Origin of the sequence: Limnohabitans sp. Rim8, from assembly GCF_945901735.1 — a bacterium.
In the GTDB taxonomy this organism is placed as follows: domain Bacteria; phylum Pseudomonadota; class Gammaproteobacteria; order Burkholderiales; family Burkholderiaceae_C; genus Limnohabitans_A.
Genome location: NZ_CAMDLM010000015.1, coordinates 47,996 through 70,515 on the forward strand (window position 1 = coordinate 47,996; position 22,520 = coordinate 70,515).

Annotated in this window: 19 protein-coding genes and 1 pseudogene; 9 read left to right on the top strand and 11 right to left on the bottom strand. The window is 57.6% G+C overall.

The genetic code is table 11. The features are described from left to right. Positions 1 to 7 precede the first annotated feature (7 nt). The 5 genes and pseudogenes from arsB to Q0O99_RS09310 form a co-directional block, all read right to left on the bottom strand. Positions 8 to 1,030 carry an ACR3 family arsenite efflux transporter gene (gene arsB / locus Q0O99_RS09290; RefSeq protein ID WP_293750693.1) on the bottom strand — a complete coding sequence of 341 codons (1,023 nt, stop codon included), beginning with the start codon at positions 1,028 to 1,030 and terminating at the stop codon, positions 8 to 10. A gap of 60 nt (positions 1,031 to 1,090) precedes the next feature. Then, positions 1,091 to 1,579: an arsenate reductase ArsC gene (locus tag Q0O99_RS09295; protein ID WP_293750755.1), complete on the bottom strand. Its 489-nt coding sequence runs from the start codon at positions 1,577 to 1,579 to the stop codon at positions 1,091 to 1,093. A 177-nt stretch (positions 1,580 to 1,756) separates the two neighbouring features. Then, positions 1,757 to 1,972 (bottom strand): annotated as a pseudogene (locus Q0O99_RS09300) (winged helix-turn-helix domain-containing protein); the annotation flags it as partial. Beyond that, positions 1,969 to 3,207, bottom strand: coding sequence for an organoarsenical effux MFS transporter ArsJ (gene arsJ / locus Q0O99_RS09305; RefSeq protein ID WP_293750694.1), 1,239 nt, complete (start codon positions 3,205 to 3,207; stop codon positions 1,969 to 1,971). The pseudogene Q0O99_RS09300 and the gene arsJ, both read right to left, overlap by 4 nt. A gap of 1 nt (position 3,208) precedes the next feature. Further along, entirely contained in the window at positions 3,209 to 4,252 is a 1,044-nt protein-coding gene (locus tag Q0O99_RS09310; RefSeq protein WP_293750696.1) for an ArsJ-associated glyceraldehyde-3-phosphate dehydrogenase, read from the bottom strand. Between the two features lie 183 nt (positions 4,253 to 4,435). On the opposite strand from Q0O99_RS09310, the gene Q0O99_RS09315 reads away from it, so the two are divergent. Further along, positions 4,436 to 6,661: an alkaline phosphatase PhoX gene (locus Q0O99_RS09315; protein WP_293750698.1), complete on the top strand. Its 2,226-nt coding sequence runs from the start codon at positions 4,436 to 4,438 to the stop codon at positions 6,659 to 6,661. A 12-nt stretch (positions 6,662 to 6,673) separates the two neighbouring features. Here the strand turns inward: Q0O99_RS09315 and Q0O99_RS09320 are convergent, their stop codons facing one another. Beyond that, complete coding sequence (locus tag Q0O99_RS09320) at positions 6,674 to 7,303, bottom strand: ParA family protein (RefSeq protein ID WP_293750699.1); 630 nt, start codon at positions 7,301 to 7,303, stop codon at positions 6,674 to 6,676. 32 nt (positions 7,304 to 7,335) lie between these two features. Then, positions 7,336 to 7,497: a hypothetical protein gene (locus Q0O99_RS09325; RefSeq protein ID WP_293750701.1), complete on the bottom strand. Its 162-nt coding sequence runs from the start codon at positions 7,495 to 7,497 to the stop codon at positions 7,336 to 7,338. Between the two features lie 267 nt (positions 7,498 to 7,764). Between Q0O99_RS09325 and Q0O99_RS09330 the strand changes: the two genes are divergently transcribed. Then, complete coding sequence (locus Q0O99_RS09330) at positions 7,765 to 8,883, top strand: glycosyltransferase (protein WP_293750702.1); 1,119 nt, start codon at positions 7,765 to 7,767, stop codon at positions 8,881 to 8,883. A 125-nt stretch (positions 8,884 to 9,008) separates the two neighbouring features. Here the strand turns inward: Q0O99_RS09330 and Q0O99_RS09335 are convergent, their stop codons facing one another. After that, complete coding sequence (locus tag Q0O99_RS09335) at positions 9,009 to 9,866, bottom strand: hypothetical protein (protein ID WP_293750703.1); 858 nt, start codon at positions 9,864 to 9,866, stop codon at positions 9,009 to 9,011. A 285-nt stretch (positions 9,867 to 10,151) separates the two neighbouring features. Then, positions 10,152 to 10,334 (bottom strand): hypothetical protein, encoded by a 183-nt coding sequence (locus Q0O99_RS09340; RefSeq protein WP_293750704.1) that lies wholly within the window; start codon positions 10,332 to 10,334, stop codon positions 10,152 to 10,154. A 12-nt stretch (positions 10,335 to 10,346) separates the two neighbouring features. On the opposite strand from Q0O99_RS09340, the gene Q0O99_RS09345 reads away from it, so the two are divergent. Next, a complete protein-coding gene (locus tag Q0O99_RS09345; RefSeq protein WP_293750705.1) occupies positions 10,347 to 11,126 on the top strand; it encodes a hypothetical protein in 780 nt (259 codons plus the stop codon). Between the two features lie 72 nt (positions 11,127 to 11,198). On the opposite strand, the gene Q0O99_RS09350 is transcribed toward Q0O99_RS09345, so the two are convergent. Both Q0O99_RS09350 and Q0O99_RS09355 read right to left on the bottom strand, forming a co-directional pair. Beyond that, positions 11,199 to 12,095: a hypothetical protein gene (locus Q0O99_RS09350; protein WP_293750707.1), complete on the bottom strand. Its 897-nt coding sequence runs from the start codon at positions 12,093 to 12,095 to the stop codon at positions 11,199 to 11,201. 441 nt (positions 12,096 to 12,536) lie between these two features. Beyond that, positions 12,537 to 14,825 carry an alkaline phosphatase PhoX gene (locus tag Q0O99_RS09355; protein WP_293750708.1) on the bottom strand — a complete coding sequence of 763 codons (2,289 nt, stop codon included), beginning with the start codon at positions 14,823 to 14,825 and terminating at the stop codon, positions 12,537 to 12,539. Between the two features lie 224 nt (positions 14,826 to 15,049). Here Q0O99_RS09355 and Q0O99_RS09360 point away from each other — a divergent pair, with 224 nt between their 5' ends. The 6 genes from Q0O99_RS09360 (at position 15,050) to pstB (ending at position 22,509) form a co-directional block, all read left to right on the top strand. After that, a complete protein-coding gene (locus Q0O99_RS09360) occupies positions 15,050 to 17,071 on the top strand; it encodes a bifunctional metallophosphatase/5'-nucleotidase (protein ID WP_293750710.1) in 2,022 nt (673 codons plus the stop codon). Positions 17,072 to 17,331: 260 nt separating this feature from the next. After that, a complete protein-coding gene (locus Q0O99_RS09365; protein WP_293750712.1) occupies positions 17,332 to 18,513 on the top strand; it encodes a PQQ-dependent sugar dehydrogenase in 1,182 nt (393 codons plus the stop codon). A 217-nt stretch (positions 18,514 to 18,730) separates the two neighbouring features. Then, positions 18,731 to 19,750, top strand: a complete 1,020-nt coding sequence (pstS, locus tag Q0O99_RS09370; protein WP_293750714.1) for a phosphate ABC transporter substrate-binding protein PstS — start codon at positions 18,731 to 18,733, stop codon at positions 19,748 to 19,750. Between the two features lie 91 nt (positions 19,751 to 19,841). After that, positions 19,842 to 20,819: a phosphate ABC transporter permease subunit PstC gene (pstC, locus tag Q0O99_RS09375; RefSeq protein ID WP_293750716.1), complete on the top strand. Its 978-nt coding sequence runs from the start codon at positions 19,842 to 19,844 to the stop codon at positions 20,817 to 20,819. Between the two features lies 1 nt (position 20,820). Beyond that, entirely contained in the window at positions 20,821 to 21,681 is an 861-nt protein-coding gene (gene pstA / locus Q0O99_RS09380) for a phosphate ABC transporter permease PstA (RefSeq protein ID WP_293750718.1), read from the top strand. A gap of 54 nt (positions 21,682 to 21,735) precedes the next feature. Further along, positions 21,736 to 22,509, top strand: coding sequence for a phosphate ABC transporter ATP-binding protein PstB (gene pstB / locus Q0O99_RS09385; RefSeq protein WP_293750720.1), 774 nt, complete (start codon positions 21,736 to 21,738; stop codon positions 22,507 to 22,509). Positions 22,510 to 22,520 lie beyond the last annotated feature (11 nt).

The window sequence follows — 22,520 nt, forward strand, 5'->3', positions numbered from 1 at the left end:
CTCCGTCTCAGGTCTGCTCGTCTTGGCGCGGTGCCCAGTGGTTGATCAAAGCCACCAGCGTCAGCATCACCGGCACCTCGACCAGCACACCCACCACCGTGGCCAAAGCCGCACCGGATTGCAAGCCAAACAAGGAAATGGCAACGGCCACCGCCAGTTCGAAAAAGTTGGAAGTGCCAATCAGGCACGCAGGGCCCGCCACGTTGTGCGGCAGTTTCAACCAGCGCGCCCCCCACCAGGAAATGAAAAAAATCCCATAGGTTTGCACCAGCAAGGGCACGGCAATCAAGGCGATGACCAGGGGCTTGTCCATCATCGTTTGGGCTTGAAAGCCAAAGAGCAAGACCACGGTGGCGATCAGCCCAGCCACCGACAGCGGTTTGAGCTGGGCCACACGTTGCTGCAGGTGGGCAGCACCGCGGCGCAACCACAGACGCCGTGCCAGCATGCCCGCGCCCAAGGGCAGCACCACATACAAGACCGTGGACAAGATCAGGGTTTCCCAGGGCACGGTGACGTCGGTCAGGCCCAGCAAAAATGCCGCAATGGGCGCAAACGCCACCACCATGATCAGGTCGTTCACCGACACCTGCACCAAGGTGTAATTGGGGTCCCCTTTGACCAACTGGCTCCAAACAAAGACCATGGCCGTGCACGGGGCCACGCCCAACAAAATCATGCCGGCAATGTATTCGTTGGCCGATTGAGGATCGACCCAGGGCGCAAAAAGGTATTTGAAAAACAACACGCCCAAGGCGGCCATGGTGAACGGCTTGATGAGCCAGTTGACCACCAGGGTGAGCACCAGGCCTTGCGGCTTTTGGCCCACGTTTTTCACGGCGTGCCAGTCGATTTGCACCATCATCGGGAAAATCATCACCCAGATGCACAGCGCCACCACACCGTTGACGTGCGCCAGTTCCAGCAGGGCCACAGCCTGAAACAAGCCCGGTACCGTCAGCCCTAAGCCCACGCCCACAGCTATTGCCAGCGCCACCCACAGACTCAAAAACCGTTCAAAAATACCCATGTGCGCAGCTTTCTTGGATGAGGGAAAGCCGCAACCGAGGTCGAGGCCATAGCGGCGATCTCACGACTGCCCAATGCGCTGCAGTTCGGATTGCAAAGCCAATCGATCGAGTTTTTCCAGAGGCAAACTCAGCAAAATCGCGATGCGGCGGTGCAGCGTCATGAAGGCGTTCCAATAAGCTTTGACGCTTTGTTCGGCGCTCTGGCCTTCTTGCGCAGGCTCTTGCACGCCCCAGTGTGCGGTCAAGGGTTGACCTGGCCAGACCGGGCAAATCTCGGCCGCCGCTTGGTCGCACACGGTGATGACAAAGTCCATGCCCGGCGCATCGGGCCCGGAAAACTCATTCCAGCTTTTGCTGCGCAAACCAGCGGTGCTCATGTGGTTGCGCTCAAGGCACTGCAAGGCCTGGGGTTTGACCTGTCCAGCAGCGTGGCTGCCCGCACTGAAGGCCACAAAGCGGTTCGGTGCCAGGTGGTTCAAGATGGCCTCGGCCATGATGCTGCGCGATGAATTTCCGGTGCATAAAAACAGAACATGGCGTTGGGTCATGATGGTTGCTCCTGAGGTTGAAAAAGTGTGGGGCAGGGGGCTGGCCTGGCGCGTCATGGGCATGCCCTCGCAAGGCTGACCTTGGCAGCAGTGGTCGGTCAAAAACCCCACCAGGCTTTGCATGGCCTGCATGTTGGCGCGGTAACGCAAAAATCGTCCTTCGCGCTCGACGCTGATCAACTCGACTTGGTGCAATTCCTTGAGGTGAAAAGACAGCGTGTTGGCGGGCACGCCCAAGGCTTGTGAAATTTGTCCTGGCTGCATGCCTTCTGGGCCTGCGCCCACGATGGCCCGAAACACCCGCAAGCGCGAAGATTGGGCTAAGGCGGCCAGGGCTTTGACGGCGCTGGCCTCACTCAGGTCCAGTGGCGGGTCTTGCGGCAGATCCATCATGGCGCTCGGTCCACGGTGAGCAAGCCCATGGGCAAACGCAGCGTGGCCAGCCAGCACAAAAGCAGCATCAGCGCCGAGCCCAAGAGGGCATACATCAACCCGCCCCACTGGTACAACAGGCCCGACAGCAGCGTGCCCATGAAGCGGCCCAGCGCATTGGCCGCGTAATAAAAACCCACGTCTTCGGCTGCTTTTTCGGAGCCCGCATAGGCCAGCACCAAGTAGCTGTGCACCGACGAGTTGATGGCAAAGGCAAAGCCGAACAAACTCAGACCGCCCACCACCCACCATTGCAGCTGCGGCGCTTGCAGGTACATCGCCGCTGCAATGCCCAGCGGTATGAAGGTGAGCACCGCTGACCACCAACGGGCCGCAGGCACTTCGCGGCTCAGGCCATCGGCGCTGCGCCGCACGATCTGTGGTGCCAAGGCTTGCACCAGGCCGTAGCCAATGGTCCAGGCGGCCAAAAAGCCGCCCACCATGGTGAAGGTCCAGCCCACCGAGTACAAAAACACCGGCACGCCCACCACAAACCACACATCACGCGCCCCAAACAAGGCCACGCGAGCGGCGGCCAGCGCGTTGATGCCCGGGTTTTTGGCGAACAACTCTTTGGCCGAGCCCGATGGCTTGCTCTTGCCCATCATGGGCGGCAAGCTGCTCACCACGCCGATCAGCACCAAAGCCAAGAGACCCGACATGGCCCACAGCGAGCCCTGAAAACCCAGCGTTTCCAGCAGCAAACCACCCAAGAAAAAACCAAAGCCCTTCATGGCGTTTTTGCTGCCGGTGAACCAAGCCACCCACTTGAACAACTGGCCATTGCCCGTGTCTTTGGCCTGCGCTTGCGTGATCTTGATGGCCGATTTGCTGGCGGTTTTGGTCAGGTCTTTGGCCACACCACACACCCCTTGCGCCAGCACCACCCAGGCCACCGACATGGCGGCTGTCCACTCGGGTTGCAAAGCCGAGAGCAAACCAAACCCGATGATCTGCGTGACCAAGCCCACGGTGAGCATGCGTGCAATGCCAAAGCGCGTGGCCAACCAGCCGCCGATCAGGTTGGCCAATACGCCCGCGCCTTCGTACAGCAAAAACAAAAAGGCCAAGGTGAACGGCGAGTAACCCAGCTTGTAAAAGTGCAGCAGCACCAACATGCGCAAAGCGCCGTCGGTCAGGGTAAAGCCCCAATAAGCGGCGGTGACGATGCCGTAATTGCGTTCAGCAGCGTTCATCTCAAATGCCAACGTCGTGCATGTGACAAGCCAGGTCCACCATTCGGCAGGCGTAGCCCATCTCGTTGTCGTACCAAGCGTAAATTTTGAGCAGCGTGCCGTCGGTCACCAGGGTGGACAGCGCGTCCACGATGGCGCTTCGTGTGTCGCGGGCGTAATCGACGCTCACCAAGGGGCGCTCCTCGTAACCCAAGATGCCCGCCAAGGGGCCTTGGGCTGCAGCGGCAAACAAGGCGTTGACCTCTTCGGCGCTGGTCTCGCGCTTCATCTCAAACACGCAGTCGGTGAGTGATGCGTTGAGCACCGGGGCACGCACCGCATGGCCATTGAGTTTGCCCTTGAGATCGGGGTAAATCAGGGCAATCGCCGTGGCGCTGCCGGTGGTGGTGGGGGCCAGACTCACCATGGCGCTGCGGGCGCGGCGCAGGTCTTTGTGCGGCGCGTCCACCACCAAATTGGTGTTGGTCGGGTCGTGGATGGTGGTGATCTGGCCGTGTTGGATGCCAATGGCTTCGTGCACGACCTTGACCACCGGGGCCAGGCAGTTGGTGGTGCACGATGCCGCTGTGACGATGCGGTCTTTGGCGGGGTTGTACAGCGTGTGGTTGATGCCCACCACAATGTTCAGCACATCGCCCACCTTGATGGGCGCCGCCACGATCACGCGCTTGGCGCCCCGGTCCAAGTGGCCTTGGAGGGTTTCGGGCGTCAAAAACTTGCCGGTGCATTCGAGCACCAGGTCCACGCCCATGTCGCCCCACGGGATGTCGGCCGGGTTGGCATGCGAAGAAAATGATAGTGTGCGCTCACCGATGCGGATCTGGCTGTCGCCCTCTGCTTCGATGCGCTCGCGCCATTTGCCTTGCACGCTGTCAAACGCCAGCAAATGCGCTGTGGCTGCTGCGCCACCTTTGAGCTCGTTCAGGTGTACCACCTCCAGGCGGTTGCCTGCGCGGGGGTCATCCGATTGGCGCTCGGCAGCGCCCATGGCCGCACGCAGGGCCAAACGGCCGATGCGGCCCATACCGTTGATGCCAACTTTCATGGTTAATCCTTCGATGGTTCTGGAAATGTCAATGTGATTGACTGTGCCACTTCTGCGTGACAAAACCATGACAGGTCTGCAACTCAGCCCCATTGTGGTCGTGATGCCCTCGCAGCAATGGGTTTTTTGACATCACGAAGTCACACAAACCCATTCCAATAATTGCTTTCCTCAGGAGTTTTCATGTCACACCACGATCACGATCCCGTCTTCAACAATTCGAACAACCTTCACTTTCAGGATGTTTTGGCCCAATCGCTGCAAAACCCTGCGCGCCGAGGCTTGTTGCGCGGTGGTCTGGGCCTGGCCGGTTTGGCCATGCTGCCCGGTTGCGCCAGCATGGTGTCGGGCGTGGCCGCAGCACCTTCGGCGCTGGGCTTTCCGTCCTTGGACAAAAGTTTGCTGGACAACGTGATATTGCCGCCCGGTTACCAGTACACGGTTCTGCACGCCACAGGCGATGCACTGGATTCAACCCTGCCCGCTTACTCCAACAAAGGCACTGAGACCGATGACTGGTCGCGCCGCATTGGTGACCACCACGACGGCATGGACATTTATTACATCGATGCCAACGGCCGCTACACCGAGAATGAAACCGGCCGCGCGGTGCTGTGTGTGAACCACGAAAGCTCGGCCGATGCGCACTTGATGCACCCCAATGGCCAAACGTCCAATGGCGTGAGCGGCAAAAAATTCCACCAGTTTGGAAACTGGGATTTGGGTAACCGCCCCGAATTGGAAGTGCTCAAGGAAATCAACCACCACGGCGTTTCGGTGGTCGAGATCGTCAAAACCCCACAAGGCTGGCGCATCAAGCAAGACTCGCCTTTGAACCGCCGCATCACCGCCCAAACACCGGCCCGCATCAGCGGTCCGCGCGCAGAAATCGACAACATCCGCAGTTTCATGGTGACCCGTTGGGACACGGCCGGTGCCATGTCGCGTGGCACTTTGAACAATTGCGGCCACGGCAAAACCCCTTGGGGCACCTATTTGGGTTGCGAAGAAAACTGGGCGTTTTACTTCCAGGCTACGGGCACGGGCACCGGCCTGTCCCCCAAAGAAGTGGCGGCACGCCGTCGCTATGGCGTGGCTGCTGCAGCCCCCGCTGCCGGTGTGCAAAGAGCCATCAGCCAAGGCTGGCACACCGTGTCGGCCACCGACGACCGTTTTGCCCGCTGGAATTTGGCGGCCACAGGTGCCAATGCCGAGCGTGACTTCCGCAACGAAGCCAACACCTTCGGCTACAACGTCGAAATCGACCCGTTGGCCCCCAATTCCACGCCCGCCAAACGCGTGGCCATGGGTCGTTTTGCCCACGAAGCCGCCGTTTGCAGCCTGCCCAAGGCGGGCGAGCCCTTGGCCTTTTACATGGGCTGTGACGCCCGCAACGAGTACATCTACAAATTTGTTTCCACCGCGGTTTGGGATCCGCGCGATGTGGGCGGCGGTTTGGTGGCCGGCGACAAGTACCTGGGTGAGGGCAAGCTCTACGCAGCGCGCTTTGATGCCACAGGCCAAGGCCAATGGCTGGAGTTGACCATCGCCGATCCACGCATTGCCAACCACAGTGCCTATAAATTTGCCAACCAGGCCGATGTGTTCGTCAACGCACGCCATGCAGCCGATGCTGTCGGTGCCACCAAGATGGACCGTCCAGAGTGGGGCGCTGTCAACTACCGCAACGGCGAGGTGTATTTCGCCCTGACCAACAACAACGCGGCCAACCGCACCCCCACCAAGGTGGACCCGGCCAACCCCCGCGCCTACATGGACATGGATGGCAAAAAAGGCACTGGCAACCCGCACGGTCACATCATCCGTTTCAATGAAACGGGTCAAAAATCCACAGCCAAAGCCTTTGCGTGGGACATCTTCCTGTTTGGTGCAGAAGAAGACTCGGGCGATGCCAACTTGTCCGGCTTGAGCGCCAAAAACGCGTTCTCATCGCCTGACGGCCTGTGGTTCAGCAAGGCCACCGGCATTTGCTGGATTCAGACCGACGACGGCGCCATGACCGACGAAAGCAACTGCATGATGCTGGCCGCCATTCCGGGCCAAGTGGGCGACGGCGGCAAAGTCACCGTGAAAAACAAAATGATGGTGGGGGGTGTTGAGCAAACTGGCACCCAAGAAACTTTTGTGGGCGCCGCTTTGGGTGATGCCAAACTGCGCCGCTTCTTGGTGGCCCCCAAGGGCGCTGAGGTGACCGGCATCACGGAAACCCCCGATGGCCGCACTTTGTTTGTCAACATCCAGCACCCTGGCGAGTTGTCCAAGCCGCTGGCTTCGGGCGAAGCCCCGGAAAGCGTCTGGCCCGGCAACCAGGGCTACGGTGTCCAGGGCCGTCCACGTTCGGCCACGATCGTGATCACGCGCCAAGACGGCGGCGTGATCGGGCTGTAAACCGCGCAGGCCTCAGCTCATTGCCAAAGTGAGCATGGCCTGCTCTACATCCTGAGAAGCCTTCTTGAGGTGGGGGTTGCTGGACTCGCTGCCGGCGCGGCCCACATCCAAGTCGGCTTGAAAGCCGTCACGCTCGGGCCAAACGGCGTTGAGCATGTCGAAACCTGCTTCGCCGATGGTGGCTTCAGCTTGTTCGAGCAAGCGTTCTGAGCGGCCTGTTTTGGACAGGACAATGACGATTTTTTTGCCAACCGCGCGGGTTTTGGACAGTTTGCGCGCCAGGGCCAATGTGGGGCGAAGATCGTCCATGGAGGTGCCTGTCGGCAAGAACACGATGTCGCTTTCGCGGCTGACATCTTCAGTCAACTCATCGGCCAATCCCCGGGTGTCCACCACGACCAGGTCGTAGCCCACCACGTCCTTGCGCAATTTTTTCAGGCTCTTGAATGCGCGGGCTTCAATCTCGGGCTCGATGCCGTTGCGCAGCCTCAGAGCGCCCCACTCCACGCAGGTGAGCTGCTCCAGATCGAAGTCACCGATCAGCACCTTGTGCTGCGCCCGGGCCGCCGCTACTGCCAACACGCGGGCCAAGGTGCTTTTGCCAACACCGCCCTTTTGTCCCACAAATGAAGCAATCCGCATAAATCTACTCCTGTAAAAAAGAACGGCAACCCTTAAGGCTTGTGCTTGATCGGCGGCAAGGCCTGCAGGGTCACATCGAATGTTTTGGATTTGCCCAAATAGTAACGGTCAAGCCGCCACTCCTGCAGAATTTCCATGGCCAGCTGAAAATCTGATGCGTTGAGTTTATAGAGTTCATGGAGGGGAAAGTCCAATTCGTCCTCCAAGCCAGAAATCAAGCGGGAAAAAACTTGCCCCGTTGGATGCTGTGGTTCTTGGGCAATGACCTGTTGGATTTTTTGGATGACACGCATTTTTGAACTTAAAAAGTGTGGATGTTGTATGTTAACTAAGTAAAACTTTTATATAAATTATTAACCTTAATTCAACTAATAGTATTCATTATTATTGTGACAGTTGTTGGCATCCTTACACTTGCACGGTCACGCCCATGTCATTCACATCGGGCAAGCTGATGTCCGATGAAATACCTTGTTCAGCTCATTTACTTCAACGCCGGCGGTGGCCACAGGTCCGCAGCGCTGGCCTTGCAGGAAGTCATCGCCCAAAAGCACCCGGACTGGTCGGTGACATTGGTCAATCTTTTTGAGGTCATTGACTCGGACCGTTATTACCAAAAACTGACCGGCTTTGCCCCCGAAGATTTGTACAACCTGAGGCTGAAAAAAGGCTGGACCCGTGGCTTGGCCACGGAGCTCAAAATTTTTCAGACCATGATCCGGTTGACCTTGCCCAAGCTCAAAAAAAAGGTGCGGTCATTTTGGGGCAGCAACCCGCCGGATTTGGTGGTTTCGCTGGTGCCCAATTTCAACAAAGTCATGTACGAGGCCCTGCGGGACGAATTGCCGGGGGTGCCTTATGTCACGGTACTGACCGACATGGCCGACTACCCGCCCCACTTTTGGATGGAGCCTCGGCAAGGCCAGTACATCATTTGTGGCACAGCGTTTGCCGCCTCTCAAGCGGCCGCGCTGGGTTATGACCCACGGGCCATCACCACCACATCGGGCATGATTTTGCGCCCTGATTTTTACCGCAAACCGAGTGTGGACAAAGCGGCCCGGCTCGCAGAGCTGGGTCTGGACCCCAACGTCCCCACGGGCTTGATCCTGTTTGGTGGGCACGGGTCCTCTGAAATGCTGAAAATTGCCAAAGCGCTGCCTGACCGACAGCTGATTTTTGTGGCGGGCCACAACACCGCCTTGGCCAAAAAAATGGCCGCCCAATCGGCGTCATCCAAGCACCATGTCATGGGTTTCGTCCGGGACATCCACCTCGTCATGCATCTGTGTGATTATTTTGTGGGCAAGCCCGGCCCGGGCAGCTTGAGTGAGGCGGTGCACATGGGTTTGCCCGTCATCACTTTCCGCAATGGCGCCACCATGCCCCAAGAAAGGTACAACACGGTGTGGTTGGAAGAGAACCAACTGGGCAAGGTCATTGCCTCGGTCAGTGAATTGCCGGGTGCTGTGGACGCGCTGTTGAGCGAACTGCCCCTCTACCATGGCCATGTCCAGCAAATGAACAACCAGGCGGTGTTCGAAGTGGTCGATGCTTTGGCCGCGATCAAGGCGGGTTGAGCTGGCCTTCTTGACGCGGTGCATGGCGTTCGAAAATCCAAAAAACTACGAGCCACGCCTGGCACACGAGCGCGGGTGGCCAGCACTCCATCGCTCACCTGATGACTCTGAATTGAACCCGGCCTTCAGTTCGCAGCGGCCAGCGTGAGCTCAATGGCGTAGGGCGTTGGCAAGGTCCCGTTTTGCTGGAACCTGAGGGTCATGGGGCCTTCACCGCGCCGCTGTGGCCCGGTGTTCGCCAATACATTGCGATTCAAGTCACTGAGTCCCATCTGGCCCCATGCCAGCATGCGCGTGGTGTCCATGCCCGCATCGAAAACGCTGCTGCGCTGCAAGGCATAAGACGCAAAATCGTCCGAGGCATAGTGCACCAACTTGAAGGACATCAGCATTTGGCCTTGGGGCACATCCCAACGCACATGGTCGGCATCTCCGCGCAGCACCACGCCCTGAATCACATAGGTTTGCAAACCTGACGCCAAAACACTGGGCTGCAAGGGGTGGCCAGATATATCGTGGGCCAACAGGCTGGGGCTTTGCAAGTCCATGGCTTGGGCCACAGACGGGTTGCCCGCGACATCCACCTGCCTGAGCCAAACTTGAGCGATGCCCTGACCCAACACCCCCAACGCGGGGCCGCTGCCCACATGCCAAGGGGCCTGGCCATTCAATGAGTATTCCCACCGCGCACCGGACTCAAGGCCCGACAACTGCAAACGGAGGGTAACGCCTTCCCGTTGCGGGGTGATGACCAAGGCCACCGGGGCCAGGGTATCGAGCACACAACGAACTCTCACGATCTCTGAAGTATTGCCCGCATCATCCCGGGCGCGCACCCAGATCATTTTGGCCCCATCGTCTTTGACTTCAAAAGTGCGCCCTTGGCCACGGGTCCAGGTTTGCCCCTGATCGAGTGAAAATTCCCAATCGATGTCGGCACTGTCCACGTCCCATAAACCATTGCGGGTGATGCCGTCGCTCACGCTCAGCCCTGTGTCATTGAAAGACAGAACAGGGGCTGGGAGTTTGACTGCACCAGCCTTTGGCGTTGGCTGGAATGGCACCGATGAGTCCCAATTTTTGTCGGCAGGGGCAGAACCTGTGCTCACGCACGACACTGAAACCAAAGCAGCAGCCAGCACCAGGACGCGCTGTAAATTTTTCTGTCGACTCAACAACATCTCCATAGCCTCTCTGGTGATTTGAGCGCGATTGGAAGAGACCCATGTGTCAAATGAGTGTAAAAAAATGGTATTTTTCAGGTTCTGTCATTCGACAAAACTGCGACTTAATGAGCCGTGCAGCTGCGTCGCCAAAGCATTGTTCATGCGGAAAGTCCCAAACCACTGAATTTTGATTGTGATTGAAGGGCCAAATGCTATGCCGATGCGCGGTTTTGCATTTGTCTTGAAGCCGTCAAAGACATACACCAAAATGGTGTTGCGGGTCATCAAAGGAGTGTCATGTTTCCAGTATTTCGCAACATTCAGTGTTTGCCTCGGATCGGTGAATCCCCGCTGTGGCGGGTATGCGCAGTTTGGGCGTTTGTGGGCGCCATCGGCTCGGCCCAAGCACAGCCTGAAGAAAATCGGGGTACTTGGCAGCTGAGTGCAGGTTGGCAGGATTACAGCGAACCGCAAATGAACTTGAAAGGCCCCGAGCTGGGTGTGCATTGGCAAAGCCGAGCATGGGGACCGCTCACCTTGGAGGCTGAAGGGCAACTGGGCCTGCAAAACTACAGCAGCGTTCCGTCCGGGCGTTTGGATTCGGTGCTGAATGTGGACACCCGCTGGCGAGTTCTCAGGGCATCAACAGCACAACCCCAATGGCAGGTCGGCTTGGCTTTGCATACCCATGCCAATTTTTTGCGCGGCACTACCAGTTTGGGTTTTGGGGGCTATGACCGGCTTTCTACCCAAGTCTGGTTGCCCGTGCGCTGGCACTCGGCCAGCGAACAGCCTTGGACGGTCGATGCAGGCTGGCTACTGTGGGGGGAGCATGTGTCCCGCTTGTCTCAAGTCAACACCCGCTTCCAAGACGTGACCAACCAACAGCGCAAGGGTGTTTACTTTCAAATCAGCCAAAAAATCTCCACCGACCTGGGAGAGATGCAACCCTATGCTCGCTGGACTTGGGTAGATGATTCTGATATTCAATGGGTGAGTTTGGTCGGCGTGGACAGAGGCACTTACGAGCCACGAAACAACAGGCTGCAAGTGGGCTTGAAATGGCGCATGCGCTGAACTGGGCGCTTCACCTCAAGCCACAAAAGACTTGAGCTTATGACGAGCGCTGTTGAGGCACCCCAGCGGGCATCAATCCGCTGGCGACAAAATAACCTCAATGGCGTAGCGTGTCGGCGATAGACCGGTTTGCTGAAACCACAGCGTCATAGGCCCTTCGCCAAGTTTTGACTTGGGCACATTGGCCAGCTCATTGCGCCCCAAATAACTGGGTCCCATGTGGCCGTAAACCAGCATGCGCGAGACACTTTCGACAGTTTCACCCGCATCAAATACCTTGTTGGGCTGCAAAGCATAAAAGGCTTTGTCGTCTTCTGACTCGTACTGCACCAACTTGAACGACATCAACTGCTGGCCTTTGGGGATGTCCCAAGTGACATAGTCGCGATCACCGCTTACCACCACCCCATGGATCAGGTAGGTTTGCAGGCCAGGGGCCAAAATGCTGGGCAGCAAAGGGTCGCCTGAAGCTTCATGCGACACAACGCTTGGGTTTTGCAAGTCAAAACCTTGGGCCGCAGAATTGTTACCGGCCATGTCCACTTGGCGTAACCAAACCCGGCTCAAACCGTTGCCCAAAGTACCGAGTGCGCTGCCTTTGCCTGCAGACCATGAGCGTTGCTCGTCCAGTGAATACTCCCAGCGGGCACCCGGCTCAATGCCAGACAGTTTGAAGGTGTTGGTCACACCTTCGGCTTGCCCTGCGATCGCCACAGCAGCGGGGGGGGTGGTGTCCAAAACACAGTTGACGCGCACGATTTCGGAGGTGTTGCCGGCATCGTCACGAGCACGCACCCAAATCATTTTGGCGCCGTCTCCTTTGACGACAAACGAGCCGCCGGAACCGCGTGTCCAAGTGATCCCTTGGTCCAGCGAAAACTCCCAGTCGATGCCCTGACTTTCAACACCCCACCTGCCGTTGCTTGTGACGCCATCGGTCACGTCAAGGCCGGTGTCGTTGAACGACAAAACAGGGGTTTTGAGAATGACCGCACCAGCAACCGGTGGGGTCTGAGCGCCAGGGACTGTGGTGTCAGTAGCCCCAGACCCTGAACCGCCACAGGCCACTGAAAAAAACGCAACTGAAAGCAAGGCGAGGGATCGCCTTAAAGAGGGTTGGAGCGTGAACATGTGAATTGATCCAATTTTTTCCAACACATTTGGTGGCACCACCTGAGTGCAAGCAAAGACCTGAATTCGTGATTTGAAGGTCGAAAAAAAGCTAAAAAAAACCCTCACGAGAAAGTAATCAAGTGAGGGTTGGCATGTCAATCCGGATGGGGTGGGTGACTGACTCTGCTCGTGAGAGCGCTCAGTCAATCCACCTGTCAGATTGAGGGCGTTTGATCAGCGCAACGTACAACCACAAGGGTTTATATCGTCTGGCCGTTGAAACGCCTTTCTGGTGGATTACAGACCGATCTTGCCGCCGTCGTCTTTGGTGATGACGATGGTGGCCGAACGAGCCCGGGTGCCAGCACCGTAAGCGCCACCTGCTACACCGTTGTTGGCGTTGGTGGGCCACACGCCCTTGGTGGTGTCGTTGTAGGCCGCGGCGTCTTCCGCGGGGTGCTGAATGCCCACAAAAATCGCCTTGCCATCGGGGGTCTCGGTGATGCCCGTCACTTCTGCGCCCTTGGGCCCAACCAAGAAGCGGCGCAGGCGCGACTCGCCCAAGATGCCACCCACAAAGGTGTTTTGGGCCGCTGTCTGCGATACGCCAGACACCGTCATGGTGTTGCTCACGGTGAAGACACCGCCATCGCCCACGGTGCCCGGTACAGCGGCCACCAACATGCAATTGGTCTCGTCGGTGAAGGCGCCGTCGTCGGTCTGGATCCAGCAAATGCCGGTGGACTTGCTGAACCACAAGCCGTCTGGGGAAGAGAAAGAGTTGGCAGCAGTCAGGCGCGAAATGTTGACGTTGACTGCAGGTGAATCTTCTTCCGCACCGAACAAGAAAATGTCCCAGGTGAAGGTGGTGGCTTCCGCCATGTTGCTGGTTTCTTTGAAACGAATGATGTGTCCGTTCGGATTACCATCACGGACCAGACCGTCGTTGTCTTTGTAAGCGCGTGGGTTAGCGGCATCGGTCTTGCCAGGCGTTCTGTTCGCCGCAGTGTTGTTGGTCAATGCAAAGTAGATTTCGCCATTGGCGTGGTTGACTGCGCCCCACTCTGGTCGGTCCATTTTGGTCGCGCCTGCAGCGTCCGCGGCAATGCGCGTGTGAACCAACACTTCGGCCTGGCTGGTAAAGCCGAAAGCGGCGGCTCTGATCAGGGGGTTGGTGATGCTCAGCTCCAACCACTGACCTTTGCCAGCGTCGTCGAATTTGGCAGCGTACAACTTGCCCTCGTTGAGGTACTTGTGGCCTGCATCGATCCCGCCGCCAATGTCGGCTGCGTCCCAATTTTTGGCGGTGACAAATTTGTAGATGTATTCGTTGCGTGAATCGCAGCCCATGTAGAAGGCCAAGGGCTTGCCAACCACGGGGATACTGCAAACGGCGGCTTCGTGTGCAAAACGACCCATGGCCATGCGTTTTGCGGGTATCGAGTTCACGTTGGCCGGATCGATTTCCACGTTGTAGCCAAAGGTCTGTGGCTCGTTGCGGAAGTCAGCGGCCGCTGTTGCACCGATAGCAGCGACGTTCCAACGGGCGAACCTGGAGGTGGGATCTGCGCCGGGCACGGTGTGCCAGCCTTGCGTGCGCGAGGTCGTGGCATTGGCTGCAGTGGCCGTGTCTTGAACGTTGTAACGCTTGCGTGAGTCAATCAGCTTCTTGTCGGTTGGGGCGGTGGAGCCCGCTGGCATGGTGAAATAAGTGGCCCAGTTTTCTTCGCAAGTGATCAAAGTGCCCCAAGGCGTGATGCCGGTGCCGCAATTGTTCAGCGTGCCGCGCGTTGTGCTGCCCGTGGTATCAAATTTTGTGACCATCATGGTCTTCAAAGCGGCCAGTTCAGCAGCTGGCCCAGTCACCATCATGGGGGTTTCAGGCGTGATTCTGCGGTTCAAAGGCGATGTAGCGTTGTAGCCTGTGGGTTTGCCACTCGAATCCAAGTTCACTTCCACCAGCGTGACGCCGTGCATCAAGATTTCTTTGATGGCTTCAGACGCGGGACGTGCGCCCAGGGTCCATTGGCCAAACTGGTCGAATTTTTTACCGACAGCAGTGCCCGACGTTTGACCGGTTGGGTGGAAGAAGTGCGCTTCTGCAGAGCTTTCATTGTTGACGGCCAGCACGGCCTTGTCACCGCTTGCGTAGCTGTAGCTGCCTTTGGATTTGCCGTCGGAGCCGATATAGAAAATCTCGGTGCCGTCGTGCTGGTCACCCACGCGGTCGGCCCAGCTTTCAGCGTCGTCGGTGCCTGCATTGGAATAAGCAGTAACGCCTGTTTTCATGGTGTCGCCGGTGGCGTGCAGCATTTTGACGGTATAGCCAGCGGGAACCAAAATTTGGTCGGCAAGACTCTTGGCGACTGGTGTGAATTTCAGCAAGGTGCTGCTGGCCAAGGCGGGCAAATCACTGCTCGATGTGCCACCGCAACCTGGCAACATGGGCAAGGCAAACATGGAGGCCAGACCCAAACCGCCGCGCAAAATAGAACGGCGTGAAGGGTTGCTCAGGGCTCTGTCGAGAACTTCTTGGAAGTGCTCATTGTTGGATGTGTTGTCAATGGGGTCGAAAGAATGAGACATGAAAAAGTTGCTCCGGGTTGATAGGAATCTGCAATCTACAGAGCGCTTGTTTCATTTGTGTGACGTTCAAATAGGCCGGATAAAAAAGCAGGTTATCGCACGGGCTTCACAGGATGGCAGCTGCGGATTTTTTGCTGATTATTCAAAAATTCTTCATTGAAAATTCATCGATCTGACACGACATCCAAGTTCACTGTTCATTTGTGATCACATTGGGGTCATGCATGTCAAAGACAATCGAAAAAAAATTATGGGCCACGTTATGGGTCACCGCCTTGCTGCTCAGCGCCAGTGGTGCCACCTCGGATGCGCCACCCGAGGCCGCCTTCACCTTGCAGTTGCTGCACATCTCCGACGCCGACGGTTCGGACAGCACGGCGCTCAACAGCGTGGCCAATCTGTCGGGGATGATCCAGAAGTTTCGCGCTCAGTACCCCCAGCAAACCTTGACCGTGAGCTCGGGTGACAACTACATTCCCGGTCCGCGCTTCAATGCGGCCAATGACAGCAGCTTGACTGCGGCACTGGGTGTGGCAGAAGTGGGGCGAGCTGACATTGCTTTCTTGAATGCGATGGGCGTGCAGGCTTCGGCCATCGGCAACCACGAACTGGATTTGGGCACCAAGCAGTTCGCTGACATGATCAAACCCAGTGGCGCATGGTCTGGCGCACGCTTTCCCTATTTGGCCTACAACGTGGACTTTGCCGCCGACAGCGAAGTGGCCAGTCTGAAGTTGGCCAACGGCGGCAAAGCAGCCGAGCAATCAGGCAAATTGACCGGCTGGACCGTGGTGGACGTGGGCGGTCAAAAAATTGGCGTGATCGGCGCCAGTTCGCCTGTGTTTGCCAACATCACATCTCCCGGCAAACTGCAATTCATGCCCGTGTTGACCACCAGCGACGTGGACGTGGCCGGCTTGGCATCGGCCATCCAAAGAGGCGTGGACGAGATGACCGCTGCGGGCATCAACAAGGTGGTGCTTTTGGCCCACATGCAAACCTTGGCCATTGAAAAAGATTTGGCCCAACGTTTGAAAAATGTGGACATCATCGTCGCCGGGGGCTCCAACACCTTGCTGTCCGATGCCAACGATGTGCTGCGCACAGGTGACAAATCCGCAGGTGACTACCCCTATCAAACCAAGGATGCTGCCGGTCAGCCGACGGTGGTGGTCAACGTGGACGCCGATTACAAATACCTCGGTCGCTTCATGGCCCCGTTTGACGACAAGGGCGTGCTGATACCCCAGCGCTTTGACAACAAACTCTCGGGTGCCTGGGTGGCCAGCGAGACCGACGACAGTGCCGGCGGTGTCACCGTTTCAGGCCTGGTGGTTCAAGTGCGTGATGCCATCAAGGCCGTGCTCAAGACCAAAGATGGCAATGTGTTCGGCAAAACCAGTGAGTTTTTGGAAGGCCGCCGCGCGGCAGTTCGCAACGAAGAGACCAACTTTGGCAACCTGACGGCGGACGCCAACCTGTGGTACGCCAAATTGCTGGACCCCACAGTACAAATTTCCCTGAAAAACGGCGGTGGCATCCGATCTGAAATAGGTGAAGTGATGGTGCCGCCTGGGGCCACAACTGCCGCTGTCTTGACCGCGCCCAAAGCCAACGCGGAGGCGAAGCGCCAAGCTGGAGAAGTTTCGCAATTGGCGGTGGAAACGGCTTTGAAGTTCAACAACAAGCTGTGGGCTTTTAGCGTCACGGCCGCACAACTCAAGTCCTTGTTAGAGCACGGTGTGGCGGTGTTGGGCAGCCAGGGCCGTTTTCCTCAAGTGGGCGGCATGAGCTTCAGTTATGACCCGAGCCGTACCGCGCAAACACTGGATGCCAATTTTTCCGTCTCCACGGTGGGTGAGCGCATCCGTTCGCTCAAGGTGGGCAGCGACGTGGTGGTGCAAAACGGGGCCTTGGTGGGGGATGCGCAGCGCACCTTCCGCATGGTGACCTTGAACTTCTTGGCCGAGGGCACAAACACGGCTGCTGGTGGTGGCGATGGCTACCCCTTCCCGGCTACGGCGGATTTTGCAAACCTGGTCAAACTGGACACCACCATGACAGATGCGACCTCTGGGGGTGCAGCCAGCACCAGCACCGCCACTTTGGGCAGTGAGCAAGATGCCTTCATGAAGTACCTGAAGAGCCAGTTTGGCACCACCGCCTTCGGGGTGAAAGATACACCTGCCGCGCAAGACCTGCGCATCCAAAACCTGAGCCAACGCTCAGACACGGTGTTGAACTGAAATTTCTGGAGATGAACATGAATCTGAACTTGAAAATAACCAAAATGAAACATTGAGTTCAGTTCCGAAGTTTTCAACTTCTTGACGGCGCGCTGTTTCAGCGCGCCATTTTTTTTGGGGTCAAAAACACCACACTGCACAGTCGCCAAGCAGCATGAATCACAATAAAAATCCATCGCATGGTGCAAGTGAATTTTGGTTCGATACCGTTGGCTTGCACGCGATGCATTGACTTTTTTGTCTTAATGAGGAGCAGCACCATGCGCCAGAAACAAATTTTTCAGCTGACCGCAACGTTCTTTTTGGCGGGCTGTGCGGCCGCTGCCCTGGCCTCGACTCAACCCACTGCCGCCCCCACGCAGTCCAAAGACAAGGTGAGAAACGCACCCGCGCCGGTCGCTTTTCAGGTGCAAACCTTGGTCAAGGGCTTGAGCCATCCTTGGTCACTGGCCTGGTTGCCGGGTGGTGACATGCTGATCACCGAGCGCGAAGGGCGTTTGCGACGGGTCAGCCGTGAATTCCAGCTCGACCCACGCCCGATCGAGGGGCTGCCAGCCGACATCGTGGTGGACGGGCAGGGGGGCTTGTTTGACGTGGCTGTGCACCCCGACTACGCCCGCAATGGCTGGGTTTATTTGGCGTATGCGCAGGCCCCCAAAGAGGGCCCACGTGGCGCTTCGGCTACCGCCCTGGTCAGGGCGCGCCTGCAGGGGCACCGGTTGGTGGATATGCAAACTCTGTTTGTTATGCGGCCTGCTTCGCGGGGTGGGCGGCATTTTGGCGGGCGCATCGTGGTTGACCGCCAAGGCCATGTGTTTTTGACCCTGGGTGACCGGGGCGACGAAGCGCGTGCCCAAAAGCCGCGCGACCATGCCGGGTCGGTCATTCGCTTGCACGATGATGGCCGTGTGCCCGCGAGCAACCCCTTTGTGCAGCAGCCCCAGCAGATGCCCGAGGCGTTCAGCCGGGGCAACCGCAACATCCAGGGCGCGGCGATTCATCCGCAAACGGGCGAGTTGTGGACACACGAGCACGGCCCGCAAGGCGGGGACGAACTCAACATCATCCGCAGCGGGCGCGATTACGGCTGGCCCACCATCACTTATGGGGTGAACTACGTGACGGGCACGCGCATTGGTGTGGGCACGCACCAGACAGGCATGGAGCAGCCACTGCACATTTGGGTGCCCTCGATTGCGCCCTCGGGCATGGCGTTTTACGAGGGGAATGCTTTCCCGGCTTGGCGCGGCAGCTTGCTGCTGGGGGCTTTGCGGGGGCAAAGCCTGGTGCGCCTGGTGCTGGACGGCGAGAAAGTGGTGGCCGAAGAGCGATTGCTGACGCAGCAAGTGGGGCGTATCCGCGATGTGCGTGTCGGACCAGACGGTCTGGTTTACCTCTTGAGCGATTCGCCTGAAGGCGCTTTGTGGCGCTTGAAACCCTGAAAGCAGACGAAGGGGTCTGAAATTGGACGTCTTGAAGGCTTGAAACACTTCGGCCAGCACGCGCTTTAGGCAATCGGCCCGACGGAACCGCTTCATTTGCCATAAAACCCAAGGTTCTTTGACACAAACTTGTCACAATTGAGGGCTACAGTGAAATCAGTCGGCAGCAAACAGGTTGTTGACAAGAATTTTCTTTGACCCTGCTTCAGGAGCTGAAATGCTGAAATTTAAATCCCTCTTGGCCGCTGTCGGCATGACCCTTGTGGCCGCCACTGCAATGGCTGCCGACATCACCGGCGCTGGCGCGACTTTCCCCTTCCCTGTTTATGCCAAGTGGGCTGAAGCCTACAAAGCCGCCACAGGCACGGGCATGAACTACCAGTCCATCGGTTCTTCCGGTGGCATCCGCCAAATCCGCGCCAAGACCGTGACTTTCGGCGCCACAGACGCCCCAGTTTCGGGCGCTGACCTGGACAAAGACGGCATGGTTCAGTTCCCCATGATCATTGGCGGCACCGTGCCTGTGATCAACTTGGACGGTTTCAAGCCCGGCGAATTGCGCGTGACCGGTCCCGTTATGGCCGAGATGTTCTTGGGCAAGATCAGCAGGTGGAACGATGCCAAATTGGCTGCTTTGAACCCCGGCAAAAACCTGCCCAACGAAATCATCACTGTGGTGCACCGCGCTGATGGCTCTGGCACCACCTTCAACTGGACCGACTACCTGACTGCCATCAGCAAAGACTGGGCTGACACCGTGGGCAAAGGCGCTGCGGTCAAGTGGCCTGCTCCCACGTCCGTGGGTGGCAAGGGCAATGAAGGTGTGGCGGCCAACGTCAACCGCATCAAAGGCTCTATTGGCTACGTGGAATACGCGTACGTCAAAAAGAACAACATGAATTTCTTACAAATTCAAAACGCCAATGGCAAATACGTCAGCCCTGACGACCTGACCTTTGCCGCCGCAGCCGCTGGTGCCGACTGGTTCAGCGTGCCAGGCATGGGCGTGTCCATGGTCAATGCCAAAGGCGACAACAGCTGGCCCGTCAGCACGGCCTCTTTCATTTTGATGTATAAAGCACCCGCTGACAAAGCCGGCTCCAACGAAGCCCTGAAATTCTTTGACTGGTCCTTCAAGAATGGCAAGAAAATGGCTGCTGATTTGGACTACGTGCCCTTGCCAGACAGCTTGACCGATCAGATCCGTTCACGCGTCTGGTCACAAATCCAGAAGTAATTCAGGCCCTGGTCTGTCATCCGTCGGTTGTTGTTCAGCGGCCGACGGATTTCTTGTTTAATTTGATGCTCTTTGTTTGATGGGTCAAAACATGCAAACCCCCCTCTCCAGCGCGAACAACCACAGCCAGATGTTGGCCGTTGTCAAGCGCCAGCGGCTGCAAGACGTGTTGTTTCACCGCCTGACGCAGTTGTTCTCCCTGTTGGTTTTGTTGGCCTTGGCCGGGATCATCGTGTCCTTGTTCATCAACGCTTGGCCGACATTTGCCAAGTTTGGTGCGCGTTTCATTTGGTATGTCGAATGGGACATCATCAATGAAGAGTTTGGTGCGGCCATTGCCATCGTGGGCACCATGGCCAGCGCGGGCATTGCCATGCTGGTGGCGGTGCCTTTGGCTTTTGGCATCGCGGTCTTCCTGACCGAGACCTGCCCCGTCTGGTTGCGCCGCCCATTGGGTACGGCCATTGAATTGTTGGCGGCAGTGCCTTCCATCATTTACGGCATGTTTGGCCTGTTTGTGTTTGCCCCCTTGTTTGCCGATTTCATCCAGGTGCCGCTGCGCGATGTGCTCGGCGGCATGCCCCTCATCGGTTTCCTGTTTGGGGGTGCCACCAACGGCATGGGTATTTTGGCGGCCGGTATTGTGCTGGCCTTCATGGTGTTGCCTTTTGTGGCCGCGGTGATGCGCGATGTGTTCGAAATCACACCCCCCATCCTGCGCGAATCGGCCTATGGCCTGGGCTGCACCACTTGGGAAGTGGTGCGCAAGATCGTGCTGCCTTACACCCAAAAGGGGGTCATCGGCGGCATCATGTTGGGCCTGGGCCGTGCCCTGGGCGAGACCATGGCGGTGACCTTTGTGATTGGCAATGCCAACCGCATGCCTACCTCGCTGTTTTCACCGGGCACGTCCATCGCCGCCACCTTGGCCAACGAATTCGGCGAAGCCGCCGATTTCCACATGTCGTCCTTGTTTGCGCTGGGATTTTTGTTGTTTGTGATCACGTTTGTGGTGTTGGCCTTGGCCAAAATCTTGATCAATCGGGCTGAAAAAGCCAAGGGGTTCTGACATGGCGATGAACATGAATCACGCGCTGTACCGCAGGCGTCGCCTGGCCAATGCCTGGGGCATGGTCACCTCCATGCTGGCCATGGCTTTGGGCTTGACCGTGTTGCTGTGGATTTTGGTGGTCTTGTTCACCAACGGTTTTGCGGCACTCGACTGGGACATCTTGACCAAGGACACGCCTGCGCCAGGCACCGAGGGCGGGGGGTTGCGCAATGCCATTGTGGGCAGTTTGATGATGGTCGGCTTGTCGGTTTTGGTCGCCACACCTGTGGGCATCCTGGCCGGTATTTACCTGACCGAATACGGCGATCAAAGCAAAACGGCCGAGCTCACCCGTTTCGTGACCGACATCATGTTGTCAGCGCCCTCGATCGTGATCGGTTTGTTTGTGTATGCGATTGCCGTGGCCACCTTGGGTGGGTTCTCTGGTTACGCAGGCAGCTTGGCGCTGACTTTGATTGCTGTACCCGTGGTCATGCGAACCACTGAAAACATGCTCCGCCTGGTGCCTGGCAGCTTGCGCGAGGCAGCTTTTGCCCTGGGTGCGCCGCGTTGGAAAGTGTCGCTGTCGGTGACATTGCGCGCGGCCAAAAGCGGTGTGATCACCGGTGTTTTGCTGGCCATTGCCCGCATCAGCGGTGAGACAGCGCCGCTGTTGTTCACCGCGTTGAGCAACCAGTTTTACAACGATGACATGAGCAAGCCCATGGCCAATTTGCCGGTCGTGATTTTCCAGTTCGCCATGAGCCCTTACGACAACTGGATTCGCTTGGCCTGGGGTGGGGCGCTCTTGATCACCTTGACGGTTCTGGTTTTGAATATTTTGGCCCGCGTGTTTTTCAGGGACAAACAGTCGGCCTGAAGCTGACGGTTCCGAATACCACTGCTTTTTCTCTTTGCATTTACAGGAATTCTCATGCCTGACAAGACACCGACCCAAAACGCCCTTGAAGTGCGTAACCTGGACTTTTATTACGGCAAATTCAAAGGCCTGAAAAACGTCAACCTCGACATCGCTGAGCACCGCGTGACGGCCTTCATTGGTCCATCCGGTTGCGGCAAATCCACCTTGCTGCGCACGCTCAACCGCATGTACAGCCTGTACCCCGGCCAACGTGCCGAGGGCCAGATCAACTTTTACGGTCAGAACATCCTGGACAAAGGACAAGACCTGAACTTGCTGCGTGCTCAAATTGGCATGGTGTTCCAAAAGCCAACCCCTTTCCCAATGTCGATTTACGACAACATCGCTTTTGGTGTGCGCCTGTATGAAAACCTCAGCCGCGCGGACATGGACGAGCGCGTCGAGTCGGCCCTGACCAAGGCCGCCATCTGGAACGAAGTCAAAGACAAACTGGGCCAAAGCGGCCTGTCGCTCTCGGGCGGTCAGCAGCAGCGCTTGTGCATTGCCCGTACTGTGGCCGTCAAGCCCAAGGTCATTTTGCTGGACGAGCCCACCTCGGCTCTGGACCCGATTTCAACCGCCAAGGTGGAAGAGTTGGTCAGTGAATTGAAGAAAGATTACACCGTGGCCATCGTGACGCATAACATGCAGCAAGCTGCGCGTGTGTCCGATTTCACGGCGTACATGTATTTGGGCGAGTTGGTCGAGTTTGGTCAGACCGAGCAAATCTTCATGAAGCCCGCCAAGCAAGAAACCGAAGACTACATCACCGGCCGTTTCGGCTGATCAGGAGCGCA